This is a genomic window from Bradyrhizobium sp. LM2.9 (genome assembly GCF_054056555.1).
On the sequence record NZ_JBSRYJ010000002.1, the window covers coordinates 5,685,983 to 5,702,781 of the forward strand.

Sequence of the window (16,799 nt, forward strand, 5' to 3'; positions counted from 1 at the left end):
CCGTGAATTGTCTTACTCGGCGCGCGCCCGCGCCTGCGCCGGCCAAATCCGGAAGGCGCGCCCCTCCTTCATCCACGCCGCGCGCTCATCGCGCAACAGCGTGCAGCGAACTTTACCGGAATCATCGCGCGGCGGGGCGCTGACGATCTCAAAGCTCTCCGGATGCTTGTAGCGGCTCAGCCGGTCCTTCAGGAAATCCGCCATGCCGTCGGCGATGGCCTGACCGTCCGCGTCGCCCTCCGGCTCGATGATGGCATGTACGCGCTGGCCCAGTTCCGGATCGGGCAATCCCACCACCACGCAGGAGCGCACGCCGGGGCACTCAGAGACCGCGGCCTCGATCTCGGCCGGATAGATGTTGGCACCGCCGCGCAACACCATGTCGGCAAGGCGGTCACCGAGATAGAGGTAGCCTTCCGCGTCCAGCCGGCCGATATCGCCGAGCGATTCCCAGCCGTCCGCGCGGCGCTTCGGCTCGGCGCCGAGATAGTGATAGGTGGCGTCCTTGCCGTCATTGTTGAGGAAATAAATCTCGCCGCTCTCGCCCGGCGCCACGTCGTTGCCGTCCTCGCCGACGATGCGCAGGCGCGCCATCTCGCCGATCTTGCCGACCGAGCCCTTGTGCGTCAGCCATTCCGTGCCGGAGATGATGCATGAGCCTTGCCGCTCGGTGCCGCCATAGAGCTCCCAGATCCGCTCAGGCCCGAGCCAGGCGATCCAGTTCTCCTTCAGCCAGGGCGGCATCGGAGCGGCCATGTGGAAGACGGTCTGCAGGCTCGACACGTCGTAGGCATTGCGCACGTGCTCCGGCAGCGCCCAGATCCGGTGCATCATGGTCGGCACGAAATTGACCCATTGCACGCGCTCGCGCGCGATCTGTCGCAGCGCCTCCTCCGCGTCGAACTTGACGAGGCCGGTGAGCTGGCCGCCGGTAAACAGCGCGTAGTGCGACACGATGAACGGAGCATTGTGGTAGAGCGGGCCGGGATTGAGCAGCGAGACCCCGAAGGGGATGTTGAGCGGCGGCGCGGCGACCGTGTCGGTCACCGCCGGCTGGTGATCGAGGATCACCTTCGGCCGGCCGGTCGAGCCGCCGCTGGTCATGGCTTTCCAATAGCGCGCCACCGGTGGATTGAGCGGCTCGTCGGAATACCCTTCCGGCACGAAATCCGCAGGCAGACGGTTCGGCGCATTCCAGTCGGCTTCGCCGCCGACCACCAGCGCCGGCTTCAGGATGTCGAGCACCGCGGCGGCTTCGCCGCGCGGCAGGCGCCATGACAGCGAGGTCGGCGTCGCGCCGCATTTCCACACCGCAAAAGAAGTCTCGAAGAATGAATTGCCGTTGGGCAATCCGATCGCGACGAAATCACCGGGCTTGACGCCCTTCGCCGCAAACGCCCGTGCCCGCCGGTTGGCACCGCGTTCGAGCGCGTCCCATGTCAGCGTGTCCTGCCCGTGACGGACGGCGATCGTGCCTTGCGGTTTGCGCTCGGCGTACCAGCGCGGCACATCGGACAGGGGCAGCAGCATCAGGCGTTTCCACTTCGTCTTCTTGGCGTCGCCGACGAGGCGACCGCAGGATGAAGTGACGCTGTGACTCCTACGCCACGTCAAGCAAAAAATGTCAGCATCGCAGCCATGAATTTCCCGGGTTCCATGGGTGACAAGCCGGCCATAAAGGGGCAAAAATCCGACCCGACTCAGTTCGGGTTGAGTTTTGCAAGGAATGCTCTCGTAGAATGTCGGACGTAGTTGCATCGCGTCGTGCGGCGCTTGTCTTGGCGGCAGCAGGATTTTTCCTGCTGGCGCCGTCGCATGCCCAGGCACAATGGTGGAAACGCGCGCCTGTTGACTTCGAGGCATGCGCCGACGCCGCCGAGAAAGCCGCGACCAAGACCGAGAAAACCTCCGCGCTTGCCGACTGCAACGCGAAATTCGCCGGCCGGCGCAAAGCCGGCGGCGGCTACTCCTATTACGATTTCCTCCAGGACCGCAGCTTTGACATCGCCGGCCCCAATCCGACGCCGGAGGAGCAGAAGAAGATCGACGAATCCTACACCGCCTATCTCGCCGTTCAGCGCCGCAGCAATGAAGCCGCCCAGGCGGTCGCGCGCCAGCAGCGCGAGCAGCAGGAACAACAGGCGCAACAGCTCCAGCGGGTCGCGCTGCGAACCGAGGTCGAGCGCGTGCCTGTGCCGGTCGAGCGGCCGAAAGTGCAGCAGGCCGCCATCGGCGACGCACGGCCGCGGCCGAAGGGCGCGCCCTGCACCAAGGGCTCGTTCTCCTGCGAATGGCCGCGGCTGTCGGATGGATTGAATGATCTGAAGAAGCTGTTCAGCCCGACACCGAGCAAGCCCGCGAAGAAGGGCTGAGCTAGCCACAGCCGTCATTGGATGGAGATCCGTCTCCCAGCCTCAGTTCGTCCGCTTCGTCTTGCTGCGCTTCGGCTTGACCACCGGTGCGGTTGCTGCGGATGAGCTACCCAACTGTGAGCGGCTTTCCTTCAGGCGTGCGTCATAGCCGGGCGAATTCGTGACGGTCGGCGGCCTTGCCTGGGCAAACGTGGAACCTGCGCAGAGGGCGGCCAGTGCGACCCCGATCGTCAAATAGCGTTTCATCGCAATTCTCCCGTCGGCCGGCGTGAGCTCATGCAACGCCGTGGATCTGCTGCGGCGTCAGCCGCGGCGGGCCCTTGCCCGCGGCCTCAGCCTCGTTGATCAGCGCAACAATGCGGCGCGACAGCGGCACGTCGATGCTGTTCTGTTCGGCGAGCGCGATGATCGCGCCCTGGAGATAGTCGATCTCGGTCTTGCGGCCCTGCTTCAAATCCTGCCACATCGAGGAACGCGCCTCGGGATCGATCTTCATCGTCCTTCCCAGGATCAGGTTGAAGATCGGATCAGGCAGTCTCAGCAAGGTCGGCGTCCAGGACGACGGGATCGGCGTCGCCGAGACCGGAGTGATGCCGGCGGCTTTCATCGCGGTCAGCCCCTCCGCCATTTGATCGGCGAACAGCCTTCGCCAGTCGCGGTTCGCCAGTTGCGCGGCGAGCGGCATATCGGACAAGGCGCTGAGCGCATTGTTCAAATTGATGATCAGCTTGCCCCATTGCACGCCTGTGATGTCGCGGCTCGCGTGCATGACGAGCCCCGGCGCCGAGAGCGCTGCGGCCGTGTTCGCCCCGTCTTCGCCAACATGAATGTCGCCGGAGGTCGAGCGGTGGAAGCGGCCCTCGCCCATGCCGATCACGTTGAAAGGCACCATGCCGGCGATCACGCGGCGGCCGCCGAGGCGCTCGCGCAGCACCGCGACATTGCCGACGCCGTTTTGCAGCGAGACGATGACGGCATCCTGCGGCGCATGCTGCGCGATCTGCTCCGCGACACCGGCCGTGTCGGCGCTCTTCACCGTGACCAGCACGATACCGGCGCTGTGGAAGATCGCGGGATCTTCCGACAGCGCAAGTTGGCCGGGGTCGAGCTTCTTCTCGGAGCCGTCGAAATCGGTCAGAAGCAGGCCGAACCGTTCGATCTCGGCCTTCACCCGCGGCCGCACCAGCAGCGCGACGCGGCGGCCGCCAGCCGTCAGCATGCCGCCGACGAAACATCCGATGGCGCCCGCGCCGGCCACCACGATCGGTCGATCCGTCATCACCTCGCCTTGCTCACCGAATGGCCGGCCTTCGATAGCAGAGGCGAGGCCTGCTGCCCATCGCGCCGCATCCGCCTTGTAACCGTCATGAGAGCCTCATATGTTTTTGCCCCGGGGGCCTATCAGCGGCGAGAGCTCGCCGACGAGAACGCCAAAGGAGAGCATCATGGGTCTACTCGACGTCCTCAACGGCATGCAGAGCGGCCCGCGCGGCCCCAGCACGCCAAGCTCTGAGAAGTCCTCGGGCGGCATGTCGCCGATGACCATGGCGCTGCTTGGCCTGCTCGCCTGGAAGGCGTTCAAGCACGTGACCGCGGGCCAGCCCGGCGCGGCACCGCAGCAGTCCCCGACGCCGACGCACCTGCCCCCGCCGGTGAATGCGGGTGCTGGCGGCGGACTTGGAGGTGCACTTGGCGGAGGCGGCGGCCTCGGTGACCTGCTCAAGGGCGGCCTTGGCGGCCTGCTCGCGGGTGGCGCGGCCGGCAGCGTGCTCAGCGGCGGTCTCGGCGATCTCCTCAACCAGCTTCAGCAGGGCGGCCACGGCGAGGCCGCCAATACCTGGGTCGGCAAGGGCGAGAACAAGGCGATCGCGCCCGGCGATCTCGCCAACGCGCTCGGCGCCGACCAGATCGAGAGCCTGTCCGCCCAGAGCGGCCTGTCGCGCGACGAGCTGCTCTCCGGCCTCAGCCAGTATCTGCCGAAGGTGATCGACCATCTGACGCCGGACGGACGGCTGCCGACCGAGAACGAGATCTCGGGCAGAATCTGATTTGAGTCAAAACGAGGGGAGCACGGACATGAGCATGGGTGGCTTGTTGTGGATCATCGTCGTCGGCTTCATCGCCGGCCTCATCGCGCGCTGGCTGGCGCCGGGACCGAACAACCCGAGCGGCTTCATCCTCACCACCATCCTCGGCATCGTCGGCGCATTTCTCGCGACCTTCGTCGGCCAGGCGATCGGACACTACAGTCCCGACCAGGGCGCCGGATTCATCATGGCCACCATCGGCGCGGTGGTGGTGCTGTTCATCTGGCACCGACTGGTCGCGAGTGGCGTGATCAAGGGGTAGCCCGCCGTCGCTTTGCAGCGTGGCCTGCCAAGAAATTCGGTGTCGTCCCGGCGAAGGCCCTAGGGCATGCACATATCTGGTGCGACGGATTGACTCGGGTCGAGGGTGAGGGGTTCCAGAATCGGGAATCCGTGTGATCTCTATGACGGCACTTCTGATCGGATGGAGGTGCCGCCATGCTGTCACGAATTGACTGGACGCTGGGCCGGTTCGGGGATCGTCGTCTCGATAAAGGGGGGCGGCGCTTGTCGGACGCATGGTTGCTGGCAAGAATGTCTGCCTGCGGCAGCTTTCGAGAGGAGACCGTAACCTGGAGGTGCGGTTCAACCGCTTTCTCGGTCATGACAAGGTGACAGCGGAGCGGATCATCGAAAGCTGGAGTGAAAGCACGGTTGCAGCTGTCGAGGGCCGCCACGTTTTGGCGATCCAGGACACCAGTGAGATCCACTTCAAGACCACACCGCAACGCCGTCGCGGGCTTGGGGAAATCGGCAAGGGCAATAACCACGGCGTGCTGCTGCACCCGTTGCTGGCGGTGGATGCAGACAATGGCACCTGCCTGGGACTTTTGAGCGGCGAAGTGTGGACGCGTGAGGGCCGTCGGACCGTCTCGCATGACAGCCGCGAGCTGTCGGACAAGGAATCGCAGCGCTGGACTGCCACCGTCCTTGCGGCCAAGCCGCTGCTTGCGAAAGCCGCAAGGGTGACCCTGCTTGGTGACCGCGAGAGTGACATCTTTGCCCTTTATGCCAGCGCGGCCGAGCAGGGCTATCACGTGATCGCCCGCAGCATGCATGATCGCAAGCTGGCCGACATGGCGGGTTTGTATGCGGCCATCGAGGCTATGGTGCCGATGGAGCGTCGTACGGTCCAATTGCCTCCGAGAGCGCAGCGGCCGGCACGTCAGGCCAACCTCGAGCTTCGCTTTGGTGCAATCGAACTGGCTCGACCGCAAAGCAAGTTCCTGCGCCATTTGCCGAAAAGCTTACATCTGGCCGTCGTTGACGTCCGCGAGATCAACGCCGGCTCCGACGTCGAACCGCTGCGCTGGTGTCTTCTCACCTCTCACGGGGTCACCGGTGCAGATGACGCCTGGCGTATCGTCGAATGGTACAAGCAGCGCTGGATCATCGAGCAGTTCTTCCGTGTCCTCAAGACACAAGGCCTCAAGCTCGAAGACAGCCAAATTGGGGACCGCCGACCGGCTTCTGAAGCTGGTCGCCATCGCTGCCAAGGCGGCTGTGATCACCATCCAGCTCCTGCAAGCGCGTGACGGCAGACAGCAGTCCATCCACATCGCCTTCAACACCAGCGAGATGGCTACGCTGACTGCCCTGAACCAGCAGTACGAAGCCAAAAGTAAGCGGCTGAAGAACCCGCATCCGCCTGACAGCCTAGCCTGGGCCGCCTGGATCATCGGCCGCCTCGGCGGTTGGGACGGCTATCCATCTTCCAGGCCGCCAGGTCCAATCACCTTCAGCAACGGTCTCCAATACTTCCATGCCGTCGCAGCAGGATGGAGCCTCAGAGATATGTGCATGCCCTAGGGCGAAGGCCGGGACCCATAGCCACCGAATTTGGTTTGGCGAAGATCGGTAGTTGCCGATTTCGAACGACAACCACGGCCTGTGGTTATGGGTCCCGGCCTGCGCCGGGACGACGGTTGTGTTTGCCGCGCTAGCGGAGCGAGCTCACGTAATCAAATGCATCCCCGCATCCATGCGCACGACCTCGCCGGTCATGTTGCTGGAGGCCGGCATCGCCAGGAAGCAGACGAGCTGGGCGATGTCTTCCGCTGATGATGCGACCTTCAGCGGCACCTTCGCCACGACGCTGTCGCGCACCTGCTTGGCACCCGCCTCGCCGCGGCCCTTGGTGAACCAGGGGGTGTCGATATAACCGGGACACACCGTGTTGACACGGATCAGCGGCGCCAGCGCGCGTGACAGCGACAGCGTCATGGTGTTGAGCGCGCCCTTGCTCGCGGCATAGGCGATCGACGAGCCGACGCCGCTGATGCCGGCGACCGAGGACACGTTGACCACGGCGGACGGCCGCTCCGAGGCTTTCGCGCCGGCCTCGAGCAGGCTGCGTGCCGCACGTACCATCTGGAACGGGCCGATGGTGTTGACGCCGTAGAGGCGCTGGAAATCTTCCGCCGACAATCCATCGAGATCGGCATGGGCGACATGCTTGGTGGTGCCGGCATTGTTGACGAGCACGTCGAGCCGGCCCCAGCCGCTGGCTGCCGCGACGATCTTGCGGCAATCGTCATCTTTCGAAACGTCGCCCTGCGCGACCAGAACTTCCGGCGAGCCCGCCTTGCGGCAAAGCTCCGCGGTCGCCTCCGCTTCCTTCTGGCTCGAGGAATAGTTGATGATGAGCCGCGCCCCGCTCCGTGCGAGAATTTCCGCGGTCGCAGCGCCCAGGCCGGAGGCGGACCCCGTCACGATTGCGCACAAACTGTCCTTTGCCATCCTGATTTCCTTCCAATGTCTTTGATGCAAGCCTGAGGTAGCTGGTCTTGTTTAGCGAGTTTGCCGCGCCCTGCAAATCAGCAAACTCCGCTAAGCGGAATTAGCTTATCGCCCATGCCCGCGCCGCAGGTTGACCTGCGATCAACGCTTGTCAGGGCCATGGCTTTTTCCGATCATCCGGCGCAAGAAGAACCTGCGCGCCCTGCCCTTTCGGGCCGGATGCGCCAATGGCAAAACACGGGGAACGCTGTGGCGGAGAGTGACAATATCGTCGTCGAGACCGCGGAGAAGATCTTCGCCGATCTTGCCGATCCGCAGACCGTCAACAACGACAAGAAGGATTCGTGGCAGGCGCCGCTGTGGCACGCGCTGAGCGAAGCCGGCCTGCCGCTGTCCTGGGTGCCCGACGATCTCGGCGGCTCCGGCGCGAGCCTTGCCGACGGCTTTGCGCTGCTGAACGCCGCCGGCCGTTTCGCAGTCGCGGTTCCCCTGGCCGAGACCATGCTGGCCGGCTGGCTGCTGGCGCAGGCAAAGATCGCTTCCCCAGAGGGAGAGATGACGCTGCTGCCGGCCTCGCCGAAGGACCGGATCACGCGCGACGCCGACGGCGCGCTCTCCGGCCGCGCCCGCGGCGTTCCGTTTGCGAAAGCGGCAAAGCACTTCGCAGTGCTGGCACACGGCAAGGACGGCGCCGCGATCGCGCTGGTCGACGCCAGCAAGGGGCGGATCGAGACCGGGCTCAATGTCGGCTATGACCACAGCGACACCGTCACGCTCGACAAGGTGCAGCCCGTCACCATCAAGCCCGCTCCGAAGGGCTTTGACCAGACCACCTTGATGCTGATGGGCGGCGTCGCGCGCAGCCTTCAGATTGCGGGCGCGCTGGAAGCGATGCTCGACATCTCGGTGCGCTATTCCAACGAGCGCGTCGCCTTCGAGAAGAAGATCTCCAAATTCCAGGCGGTGCAGCACAACCTCGCCCGCCTCGCCGGCGAGTCGGCTGCTGCGCTTGCGGCTGCGACCTCCGCGGCCGACGCCATCGCCAATGCAAAGTCGTTCGACGACGCGGTCTACCTCGAAGCCGCCTCGGCAAAAATCCGCTGCGCGGAAGCTGCGGAAAAGGGCGGCGCCATCGCGCATCAGGTGCATGGCGCGATCGGCTTCACCCTGGAGCACATCCTGCATCGCTATTCGCTGCGGGCGCTGGCCTGGCGCGACGATTTCGGTTCGGAGAGCCATTGGGCCGTCGAGCTCGGCAAGCTGGTCGCAAACCGCGGTGCCGATGAATTGTGGCCGCTCGTGGCTTCGCGCTGATCAGGGACGAGACAACAATGACCGCTGCCCTCCGTTTCGATCCGATCCGCCTGCCTGAAAAATGCGAGCAATTGCGCAAGGAAGTGCGCGCCTTCCTCGCGGAGGAAATCGCTGCCGGCACCTTCGATCCGCACAAGCCCAACCGCGAAGACACCGACGCGCCGGAATTTTCCCGCCGGGTCGGCGCCAAGGGTTGGCTGGGCATGACATGGCCGAAGAAATATGGCGGCCAGGAGCGCTCGTTCCTCGAACGTTACGTGGTGACCGAGGAAATGCGCGTGGCCAATGCGCCGACACGACGCTTCTTCGTCGCCGATCGCCAGAGCGGGCCGGTGCTGCTGAAATACGCCCCGGAAAATATCAAGATGGACATCCTGCCGCGCATTTGCCGCGGCGAGATCTGCTTTGCGATCGGCATGAGCGAGCCGAACTCCGGCTCGGACCTGTTCGCCGCGAAGACGCGCGCGACCAAGACCGACGGCGGCTATCTCATCAACGGCACCAAGATCTGGACCTCGTCGGCGCACATCGCCGACTACATGATCGCGATCTTCCGGACGTCGCAACCGACCAAGGAAAACCGCCGTCACGGCCTGACGCAGTTTCTGGTCAAGATGAAGCAGCCGGGCATCCAGGTGAACCCGATCGGCCAGATCACCGGCCAGTACGAGTTCAACGAGGTCGTCTTCACCGATTTCTTCGTGCCTGACGATCACGTGCTCGGCGAAGTCGACGGCGCCTGGAAGCAGGCCACATCCGAGCTGGCCTATGAACGCTCGGGCCCCGAGCGTTTTCTGGAGACCTATTACGTGCTGACCGAGCTGGTTCGCGCGGTCGGCCCCAATCCGGACACGCGCAGTGCCGAAGGCATCGGCCGGCTGGTGGCGCAGCTCCACACCATGCGGCGGATGTCGGTCTCGGTTGCCGGCATGTTGCAGGCCGGCAAGGAGCCGGTGGTGGAAGCGTCCATCGTCAAGGACATCGGCACGGTGTGGGAGCAGCAGCTGCCGCACCGCGTGCGCGATCTCGCCGCCTTCGTCGAGGAGACCGCGACCAACCGCGAGACGCTGGAGCGGCAGCTCGACTTCGCCATCAAGACCGCACCGAAACTCACCATCCAGGGCGGCACCACCGAGGTGCTGCGCGGCATCATCGCCCGCGGACTTGGTTTGCGCTAGGCGCGCGGACCTGGTTTGCGCTAACTCTTCGAGGACATCATGAGCACCTATAAAGATATCGGCGTCGAGAAGGTCGGGCATGTCGGCACCATCGAGATTCGGCGCCCACCGCTGAATTTCTTCGACATCTCGTTGATCAACCAGATCGCGGATGCGCTCGACGAATTCGATCGCGACATCGAGATCCGCAGCTCGGTGCTGTCCGCGCAAGGCAAGGCGTTCTGCGCCGGCGCCAATTTCAAGGACCCGGCGCGACAGGCGCAGGAGGCGCGCGAAGCCGAGAAAACCGCCAAGGGCGATCCGGCCGACAGCCTCGGCGCGATCAACCATCTCTACATCCAGGCGGTGCGCATCTTCCGCGCCAAGAAACCGATCGTTGCAGCCGTGCAGGGCGCCGCCATCGGCGGCGGGCTCGGGCTCGCGGTGTCCGCGGACTTCCGCGTCACCTGCCCCGAAGCACGGTTCTCCGCGAACTTTACAAAACTCGGCTTCCATCCCGGCTTCGGCCTGACCGTGACGCTGCCCGAGCTGATCGGCAAGAACAACGCCGAGCTGATGTTCTACACCAGCCGCCGCGTCACCGGCGAGGAAGCGGTCAAATGGGGCCTCGCCAACGAGCTGGTGCCGCAGGACCAGGTCAAGGCGGCCGCACTGAAGCTCGCCGGCGAGATCGCCGAATGCTCCCCGCTCGGCCTCGTCTCCACCCGCGCGACGATGCGCGCGCCGACTTGGCCGACCGCGTCATGGCCGCGACCAATCACGAGCTCGAGGAGCAGACCAGGCTGCGCGCGACGGAGGATTTCAAGGAAGGCGTGAAAGCCACGGAAGAGCGGCGCGTGGCGAATTTCAAGGGGCGGTGATTGCGTTCTTCCTTCTCCCCTTGTGGGAAAGGGATTAACCCCGCCCCACCACCAGCGCATCGACGATCGTCACGCCCTGCCCCTCCGGGTGCACGAGCACCGGGTTGAGCTCGATCTCCGCGATTTCCTCTGCATGCCGTGACGCAAGCACGGAGATGCCGGCAATCAGTTGCGACGCCGCCGCAACATCCGCCATCGCCGCTCCGCGAAAACCATTCAACAACGGCGCGGCCTTCAAGCTCGCCAGCATCGCGCCGGCTTCTTCCGCGCTCACGGGCGCCGGGCGGTAGACGACGTCGCGGAACAGCTCCGTGGTGATACCGCCGAGGCCGACCATCACCATCGGCCCGAAGGTCTTGTCCGTCATCGTGCCGATGATGATCTCGACGCCTTTCTTCGCCATCGGCGCGACCAGCACGCCTTGAATTACGGCATCCGGCCGGTGCTTGCGCGCATTGTTGAGCAGCGCTTCGAACCCAAGAAACACCTCGCCCTTGGTGGTGATATTGACGCGCACGCCGCCGACCTCGCTCTTGTGCGCAATGTCCGGCGACTGGATTTTCATCACCAGCGGGAAACCGACGCCCGCGACGGCCGCGTCCAACTCGCCCTTCTCTTTCACCAGCACTTCGGCCGGCAGCACAACGCCGGCGGCGCGAAGCAATTCCTTGCTGTCGGCCTCGGACAGAACCGGTGAAGTCAGATGCGCCGAGAGATCGCGCGCGGGCAGCTCCGCCCCATCCGCGGGCTTATGCAGTTTGAAGTTGGCGTAGTCGACCAGTTGCCGCATCGCCACACCGACATGAGTCAGACCGGACAGCACAACGACGCCGGATTTGGCAAGTTCGTACCGGGCGAAGTCCGACGGCACCGTATAGGAGTAAAACACCACGGGCTTGTGCTGCGCGGCCAGTACCGGCTTCAGCTCCGCTTCCTTGAAGGGCTTGCGCACCTCGCTCGACAGCGACAGCAAGACCAGAATTGCATCGACCTCGTCGGAAGCAGTCAGCAGATCAACGCTCTCTTGCAAGCCGCCCGACGTCACGCCTTGCGCTGTGACGTCGATCGGATTGCGCGCGGTGCCGTAGGACGGCATCAGCGTCTTGATCTCCGCCTGGATTTTTTCGGAGAGCTCCGGCACTTGCAAGCCTTGCCGCGCCACGGCATCAGCGCCCCAGATGCCGGCACCGCCGGAGACGGTGACCACGGCGACGCGATCGCCTTTCGGCAACGGATTGCTCGCAAGCACTGCTGCGATCGTCAGCGCCTCGTCGAGATCGTTGGAGACGATGAAGCCATATTTGGCAAACACGGCGTCGTAGGCCGCCGACCACCCGGCCATGCTCGCGGTGTGCGAGGCGGCCCGCGCGCATCCCGGCGCCAGAGCGTCCGACTTTTGTCACGATGACAGGCTTCTTCAGCTCGGCTGCCCGGCGCGCTGCCGCGAGAAACTTGTCGACGTCGCGAATGCCTTCGATGAACAGCAAGATCACGTCGGTCGCGGCGTCCTGTACCATGTAATCCAAAAATTCACCGGCCCCCAGATCGGATTCGTTGCCCGCACTGACGACATAGCTCACGGCAATGCCGATCGCCTTGGCGCGGTGATAATAGGCAAAGCCGATGCCGCCGCTCTGCGCGACAATGCCGATCCGCTTCGTCGTCGCGACCAGCGGCGCTACACCCGGCTTGACATCCACGGCGGGACTGAACGTTGCCGCCACACGCTGCATCTGGCTGAAAAAGCCCTCGGCGTTCGGACCGGAAATCCGCATACCGGTGCGCCCAGCCAGCGCCGCGATCGCGTCCTGCATCGCCGCGCTGTCGCCACCTTCCTCGGCAAATCCGGAGGAGATGATCACGGCGTTCCTGACGCCGGCGGCGGCGCATTGTTCGAGCGCGGCAAGCACGGCGCGTGCGGGAATGATGATGATTGCGAGATCGATCGGCGCGCCGATCTCCGTGATCGATTTGTAGCAAATGAGCCCGTCGATCTCGGCGTAGTTCGGGTTCACCGGGTAGATTTTTCCGGGATACTCGTTCTTGCGCAACATCGACAACAGCCGGCCCGGAATCTTCTCGTGATCGCGCGAGGCGCCGATCAACGCGATGCTTGCCGGTGCGAAGAAGCTGTCGAGCGGATGCGGCATGTGACGTTCCTTACTCGCCGGTAGCCGTCGCCCTTCGAGGGTCGCCGAAGCGGCGAGCACCTCGGGGTGACGGATAACGATCAAGGGATCAACTGACGCGGAACGTCACCCCGCCGAGCAAAAACTCGTCGCCTGCAACCGCAAGCCCCTTTGCCTTGGCCGCATGCAGCACCTGTACTTTGTCCGCAACCCGAAACTCCAGCCCGCTCATGATCTCGCCGGCGCCTTTGACGAAGCGGAAGGTCGCATTGGGCAGCTTCAATTCGGTATCGCCACTCGGCGCAACGCCGATGATCTTGCCCCAATGCTCGGCCAGCCCTGTTGGATCCGGGCTCTGCATCTCCACGCTCGTCAACGCCTGCGTCACGTCCTTGCGGATGAATTTTTGCCAATCCGGCCCGGCCGGCGGATACGGCCCCAGAATGTCGTCGCTGCCCTCGGTGTGGTTGAACTCGATGAAGGCGGCGCGGCAGTCGCGGGGATGGAGCTGCACGCCGTGATAGGGCGCGTGGTCGATGACGTTGGCCGTGCGCACGCCAAGCGCGTTGGCGTTACGGCCGCGCTCGTCGGGATCGTTGCAGCAGAAGATCGCCATGTAGCCGCCGCGCCCGCCGCTCTTTTCGATGAAGCGACCGGCGGTGGTGCCGACCTTGAACGGTGCGACGACCTCCAGCAGAATCGTGTCGACCGGAAGCAGCGCGTTCTCCAGGCCGTATTTTGCGACATTGCCGTCGCGATAGCAGACGGCGAGGCCCATGATTTCCGCGATGTCGGAGATGACAGGCGCGAGCTGCGGCGCGACCAGGCAAATCTGCCGCAGCCGCATATAGGGCGCCATCGTCATGCGCCCTTGAAGGTCGGCTTGCGCTTCTCGACGAACGCCTTTGCAGCCTCCTTGTGGTCTTCGGTGTCGCTGCAGCGGGTGTGATGGATCGCCTCGCCGTCGAAGCAATCTTCCAGCGCGAGATGCTCGGCATTGTTGATGTTGCGCTTGATGAAGCCCAGCGCAATGGAAGGGCCCTGCGCCAGCGACAGCGCCAGCTCGTGCGCGGCCATGTCGATCTCGGCGTCGGAGACGACCTTCGTCACCATGCCGATCGCATGAGCCTCCTTCGCGGTCAGGACCGGCGACAGCAAATAGAGCTCGCGCGCCCGCGCACTGCCGAGCAGCTGGGTGAGGAAATAGGTACCGCCGTAATCGCCGGAGAAGCCGACCTTTGCAAAGGCGGTGGTGATCTTGCAGGATTCGGAGGCGATGCGGAGATCGCACGACAGCGCCATCGACAGACCCGCGCCGGCCGCGGCGCCATCGAGCTGCGCCACCACGGGCTTCGGCATCTGGTGCAGGATGCGCGACACCTCCATGCCGCGGCGCAGGTTCGCCATCTTCACTTCGAACGGCAGCGGCGCGCGTCCCTCCGCCATCGACTTGACGTCGCCGCCGACGCAGAAGCTGCCGCCCGCGCCTTTGAACAGCACCGCACGCACCTCCGGATCGTCCGCCGCGCGCCGCGCCGCCACGACCAGCCCGGCGACCATGTCCGGGTTGAGCGCGTTCTTCCGCTCGGGCCGGTTCATGGTGATGGTGAGCAGCCCGCCTTCGAGCTTCTGCAGGACCATGTCGTTGCTCATGGGACGTCTCCCTTGTTGTTGTTTGATAGAGCTTTGGCCACACCCGTCATTGCGAGGAGCGAAGCGACGTTTATTTCTTCACCAGAGGGCAGCGCGACTGCTCCAGCGACTGGAACGCCTCGCTGCCGGGCACGGTGGCGAGCAGCTTGTAGTCGTCCCAGCGGCCCTTGGACTCCGACGGCTTCTTGACCTCGAACAGGTACATGTCGTGGATCATGCGGCCGTCCTCGCGGATCTTGCCATTTTTGGCGAAGAAGTCGTTGATCGGTGTCTCCTTCATCACCTTGATCACCGTCGCAGCGTCGGTCGTGCCGGCCGCCTTCACCGCTTTCAGATAGTGCGTCACGGAAGAGTAGACGCCGGCTTGCGCCGAGGTCGGAGGCCGCTTCATGCGCTCCTGGAAGCGCTTCGAAAACGCACGGGTGTCGTCGTTGAGATCCCAGTAGAAGGCTTCCGCAAGCAACAGGCCCTGCGCGGTCTCGAGCCCGATCGAGTCGATGTCGGTCACGAAGGCGAGCAGCGGCGAGACTTTCTGACCGCCCTTGGTGATGCCGAATTCAGCCGCCTGCTTGATGGCGTTGACGGTGTCGCCGCCGGCGTTGGCAAGGCCAATCACCTTGGCCTTGGAGGCCTGGGCCTGAAGCAGGAACGACGAAAAATCCGACGTGTTGAGCGGATGGCGCACGCTGCCAAGCACCTTGCCGCCGGTCTTGATCACGACGGCGCTGGTGTCCTTCTCCAGATCCTGACCGAAGGCGTAGTCGGCGGTCAGGAAGAACCAGGTGTCGAGGCCCGACCTCACGGCCGCGAGGCCGGTCACGTTGGCCTGGCCGTAGGTGTCGAACACGTAGTGAATGGTATAGGGACCGCAGGCCTCGTTGCTGAGGCGGATCGAGCCCGGGCCGTTGAACATGATGATCTTGTTGCGCGCTTTCGCGATCTCGCCGGCGGCAAGCGCGGTCGCGGAGGCCGCGACGTCGTAGATCATCTCGACGCCCTGGTTGTCGAGCATATCGCGGGCGATGTTGGCGGAGAGATCGGCCTTGTTCTGATGGTCGGCGGCCAGTACCTGGATCTTGCGTCCGAGCACCTCACCGCCAAAATCCTCCACGGCCATCTTGGCGGCGGTCTCGCTGCCGGGGCCGGTGATGTCGGCATACAGGCTCGACATGTCGAGGATGCCGCCGATCTTCAGCGGCGGCTTGTCCTGGCCCTGCACGGCGCTCGCACTCAGCGCCAACGCGGCGGCAAAAATGCCCGACAAAACATGCTTCATCGAAAAAGACCTCCCTTATCGCGCCGTACTCTGATGGCGGCTTGGTTATTGCTCTTGGTTATTGCTCTTGGCTAAAGCTGTTGCCGCAATCATGCCGCATGCACGAGAGCGCAGCAAGCGAAGGTGCGCTACGGGGGCACGATTGGCGCGTACGTTTTCCGCAAAACGGAATGGCCGTGTGCGGCACGCCGTCCTTGTTTCGCTGCGCCCGCAATGACGGAGTGTAACGAAGCCTCTTCGCGACACGCCGCGCTTGAGTTAAGACTGGCGCGCAACGCAACCTCTCCGGGTCACGTGACGCAACGGCTTCACCTCATCGTCGCAATCCTTCTCGTCGCGGGTCACAGCGCATTCGCGAGCCCGTGCCGGTTCGAGTCCCAAGGCGAAGGCCGCGTCGTCGCGATCGATGCGCGCAGCGTCCGTCTCGACGACGGCCGCGACATCCGCCTGAACGGCATTGAGCCGACCGCGACCACGAAGCAGGCGTTGACCGCGCTGCTCGTCGGCCGCGACGTGATTCTGCGCAGCGCTGACGACACGCCCGACCGCTATGGCCGGCAAGGCGCGCTGGTCTTTGTCGGCGAGAGCGACATCTCCGTGCAGGCGGTGCTGCTCGCCCAGGGCGACGCCATCGTCTCCGCCGAGATCACCGACAAGGATTGCGCGACCGCCCTGATGGAATCGGAGGCCGAAGCGCGGCGCCAAAAAAAGGGCAACTGGTCTGACCCGTCGGCCATAAAAAACACGGAAAGTCCGGACGATATTTTGGCGGAGATCGGGCGTTTTGTGGTGGTCGAGGGCAAAGTCCTGTCGGTCCGGCAAGCTGGGGCAATAACCTACCTCAACTTCGGACGGAACTGGACACGCGGCTTTGCCGTGACTATTTCAAAGCGGACAGTACCGGCATTCGAAAGCGCCGGGATCGCTCTTAAGTCTCTGGAGAATAGACGTATTCGCGTCCGGGGCTGGGTCGAGGGGAATACGGGGCCGCGTATCGATGTACGCCTCGCGGGACAGGTCGAATTGCTGGGCGCAAACGAGCCGACAGGGGTAAGGCCCTAAAAGGGCCAGGCACGGGTTAAGCAACGTGAATGGGGTGCTAGAACGGCACGGACGAGGCGAACGCCGCCGCCTGCGGGCAGCGCCGGCCGTGCTATGCCTTGTTCTGGGTTCAGCCCTTGCCGGCTGCGG

General features: G+C 64.4%; 16 protein-coding genes and 2 pseudogenes. 9 read left to right on the plus strand and 9 right to left on the minus strand.

The window, feature by feature from the left end:
• Positions 1-12: 12 nt before the first annotated feature.
• Positions 13-1,530, minus strand: coding sequence for an AMP-binding protein (locus ACVWW3_RS29475; RefSeq protein WP_456647806.1), 1,518 nt, complete (start codon positions 1,528-1,530; stop codon positions 13-15).
• Between the two features lie 209 nt (positions 1,531-1,739).
• Between ACVWW3_RS29475 and ACVWW3_RS29480 the strand changes: the two genes are divergently transcribed.
• Entirely contained in the window at positions 1,740-2,372 is a 633-nt protein-coding gene (locus ACVWW3_RS29480; protein ID WP_456647805.1) for a hypothetical protein, read from the plus strand.
• A gap of 42 nt (positions 2,373-2,414) precedes the next feature.
• Here ACVWW3_RS29480 and ACVWW3_RS29485 read toward each other — a convergent pair whose 3' ends face one another.
• Positions 2,415-2,618 carry a hypothetical protein gene (locus ACVWW3_RS29485; RefSeq protein WP_456647804.1) on the minus strand — a complete coding sequence of 68 codons (204 nt, stop codon included), beginning with the start codon at positions 2,616-2,618 and terminating at the stop codon, positions 2,415-2,417.
• A 28-nt stretch (positions 2,619-2,646) separates the two neighbouring features.
• Positions 2,647-3,654, minus strand: a complete 1,008-nt coding sequence (locus ACVWW3_RS29490) for a 2-dehydropantoate 2-reductase (RefSeq protein WP_456647803.1) — start codon at positions 3,652-3,654, stop codon at positions 2,647-2,649.
• A 163-nt stretch (positions 3,655-3,817) separates the two neighbouring features.
• Between ACVWW3_RS29490 and ACVWW3_RS29495 the strand changes: the two genes are divergently transcribed.
• From ACVWW3_RS29495 to ACVWW3_RS29510, 4 genes are all read left to right on the plus strand, one after another.
• Positions 3,818-4,420: a YidB family protein gene (locus tag ACVWW3_RS29495; protein WP_456647802.1), complete on the plus strand. Its 603-nt coding sequence runs from the start codon at positions 3,818-3,820 to the stop codon at positions 4,418-4,420.
• A 28-nt stretch (positions 4,421-4,448) separates the two neighbouring features.
• The gene (locus tag ACVWW3_RS29500; protein WP_247348566.1) at positions 4,449-4,721 is read left to right on the plus strand and encodes a GlsB/YeaQ/YmgE family stress response membrane protein; all 273 of its coding nucleotides are present in this window, start codon (positions 4,449-4,451) and stop codon (positions 4,719-4,721) included.
• A gap of 256 nt (positions 4,722-4,977) precedes the next feature.
• A complete protein-coding gene (locus tag ACVWW3_RS29505) occupies positions 4,978-5,994 on the plus strand; it encodes an IS4 family transposase (RefSeq protein ID WP_456672228.1) in 1,017 nt (338 codons plus the stop codon).
• Positions 5,963-6,268, plus strand: a complete 306-nt coding sequence (locus tag ACVWW3_RS29510) for a hypothetical protein (protein ID WP_456672229.1) — start codon at positions 5,963-5,965, stop codon at positions 6,266-6,268. Before ACVWW3_RS29505 ends, ACVWW3_RS29510 begins: the two co-directional genes overlap by 32 nt.
• A gap of 144 nt (positions 6,269-6,412) precedes the next feature.
• Here the strand turns inward: ACVWW3_RS29510 and ACVWW3_RS29515 are convergent, their stop codons facing one another.
• Positions 6,413-7,198, minus strand: coding sequence for an SDR family NAD(P)-dependent oxidoreductase (locus ACVWW3_RS29515; RefSeq protein ID WP_247348560.1), 786 nt, complete (start codon positions 7,196-7,198; stop codon positions 6,413-6,415).
• A 249-nt stretch (positions 7,199-7,447) separates the two neighbouring features.
• On the opposite strand from ACVWW3_RS29515, the gene ACVWW3_RS29520 reads away from it, so the two are divergent.
• From ACVWW3_RS29520 to ACVWW3_RS29530, 3 genes and pseudogenes are all read left to right on the plus strand, one after another.
• On the plus strand, positions 7,448-8,512 hold the full coding sequence (locus ACVWW3_RS29520; RefSeq protein ID WP_354107717.1) for an acyl-CoA dehydrogenase family protein: 1,065 nt from the start codon (positions 7,448-7,450) through the stop codon (positions 8,510-8,512).
• Between the two features lie 17 nt (positions 8,513-8,529).
• Positions 8,530-9,690, plus strand: a complete 1,161-nt coding sequence (locus ACVWW3_RS29525) for an acyl-CoA dehydrogenase family protein (protein ID WP_211400069.1) — start codon at positions 8,530-8,532, stop codon at positions 9,688-9,690.
• 39 nt (positions 9,691-9,729) lie between these two features.
• Positions 9,730-10,550 (plus strand): annotated as a pseudogene (locus ACVWW3_RS29530) (enoyl-CoA hydratase/isomerase family protein).
• A 34-nt stretch (positions 10,551-10,584) separates the two neighbouring features.
• Here the strand turns inward: ACVWW3_RS29530 and ACVWW3_RS29535 are convergent.
• The 5 genes and pseudogenes from ACVWW3_RS29535 to ACVWW3_RS29555 all read right to left on the minus strand — a co-directional run bounded on the left by ACVWW3_RS29535 (position 10,585) and on the right by ACVWW3_RS29555 (position 15,608).
• Entirely contained in the window at positions 10,585-11,892 is a 1,308-nt protein-coding gene (locus ACVWW3_RS29535; protein WP_456672230.1) for an acetate--CoA ligase family protein, read from the minus strand.
• A gap of 76 nt (positions 11,893-11,968) precedes the next feature.
• Positions 11,969-12,700, minus strand: a pseudogene (locus ACVWW3_RS29540) (CoA-binding protein); the annotation flags it as partial.
• Between the two features lie 88 nt (positions 12,701-12,788).
• Positions 12,789-13,538, minus strand: a complete 750-nt coding sequence (locus tag ACVWW3_RS29545) for a hypothetical protein (protein WP_456647798.1) — start codon at positions 13,536-13,538, stop codon at positions 12,789-12,791.
• Positions 13,539-13,540: 2 nt separating this feature from the next.
• On the minus strand, positions 13,541-14,332 hold the full coding sequence (locus ACVWW3_RS29550) for an enoyl-CoA hydratase (RefSeq protein ID WP_354107712.1): 792 nt from the start codon (positions 14,330-14,332) through the stop codon (positions 13,541-13,543).
• 70 nt (positions 14,333-14,402) lie between these two features.
• Positions 14,403-15,608: an ABC transporter substrate-binding protein gene (locus ACVWW3_RS29555; protein ID WP_456647797.1), complete on the minus strand. Its 1,206-nt coding sequence runs from the start codon at positions 15,606-15,608 to the stop codon at positions 14,403-14,405.
• Between the two features lie 213 nt (positions 15,609-15,821).
• Here ACVWW3_RS29555 and ACVWW3_RS29560 point away from each other — a divergent pair, with 213 nt between their 5' ends.
• Positions 15,822-16,670, plus strand: a complete 849-nt coding sequence (locus ACVWW3_RS29560; RefSeq protein ID WP_456649722.1) for a thermonuclease family protein — start codon at positions 15,822-15,824, stop codon at positions 16,668-16,670.
• Positions 16,671-16,799 lie beyond the last annotated feature (129 nt).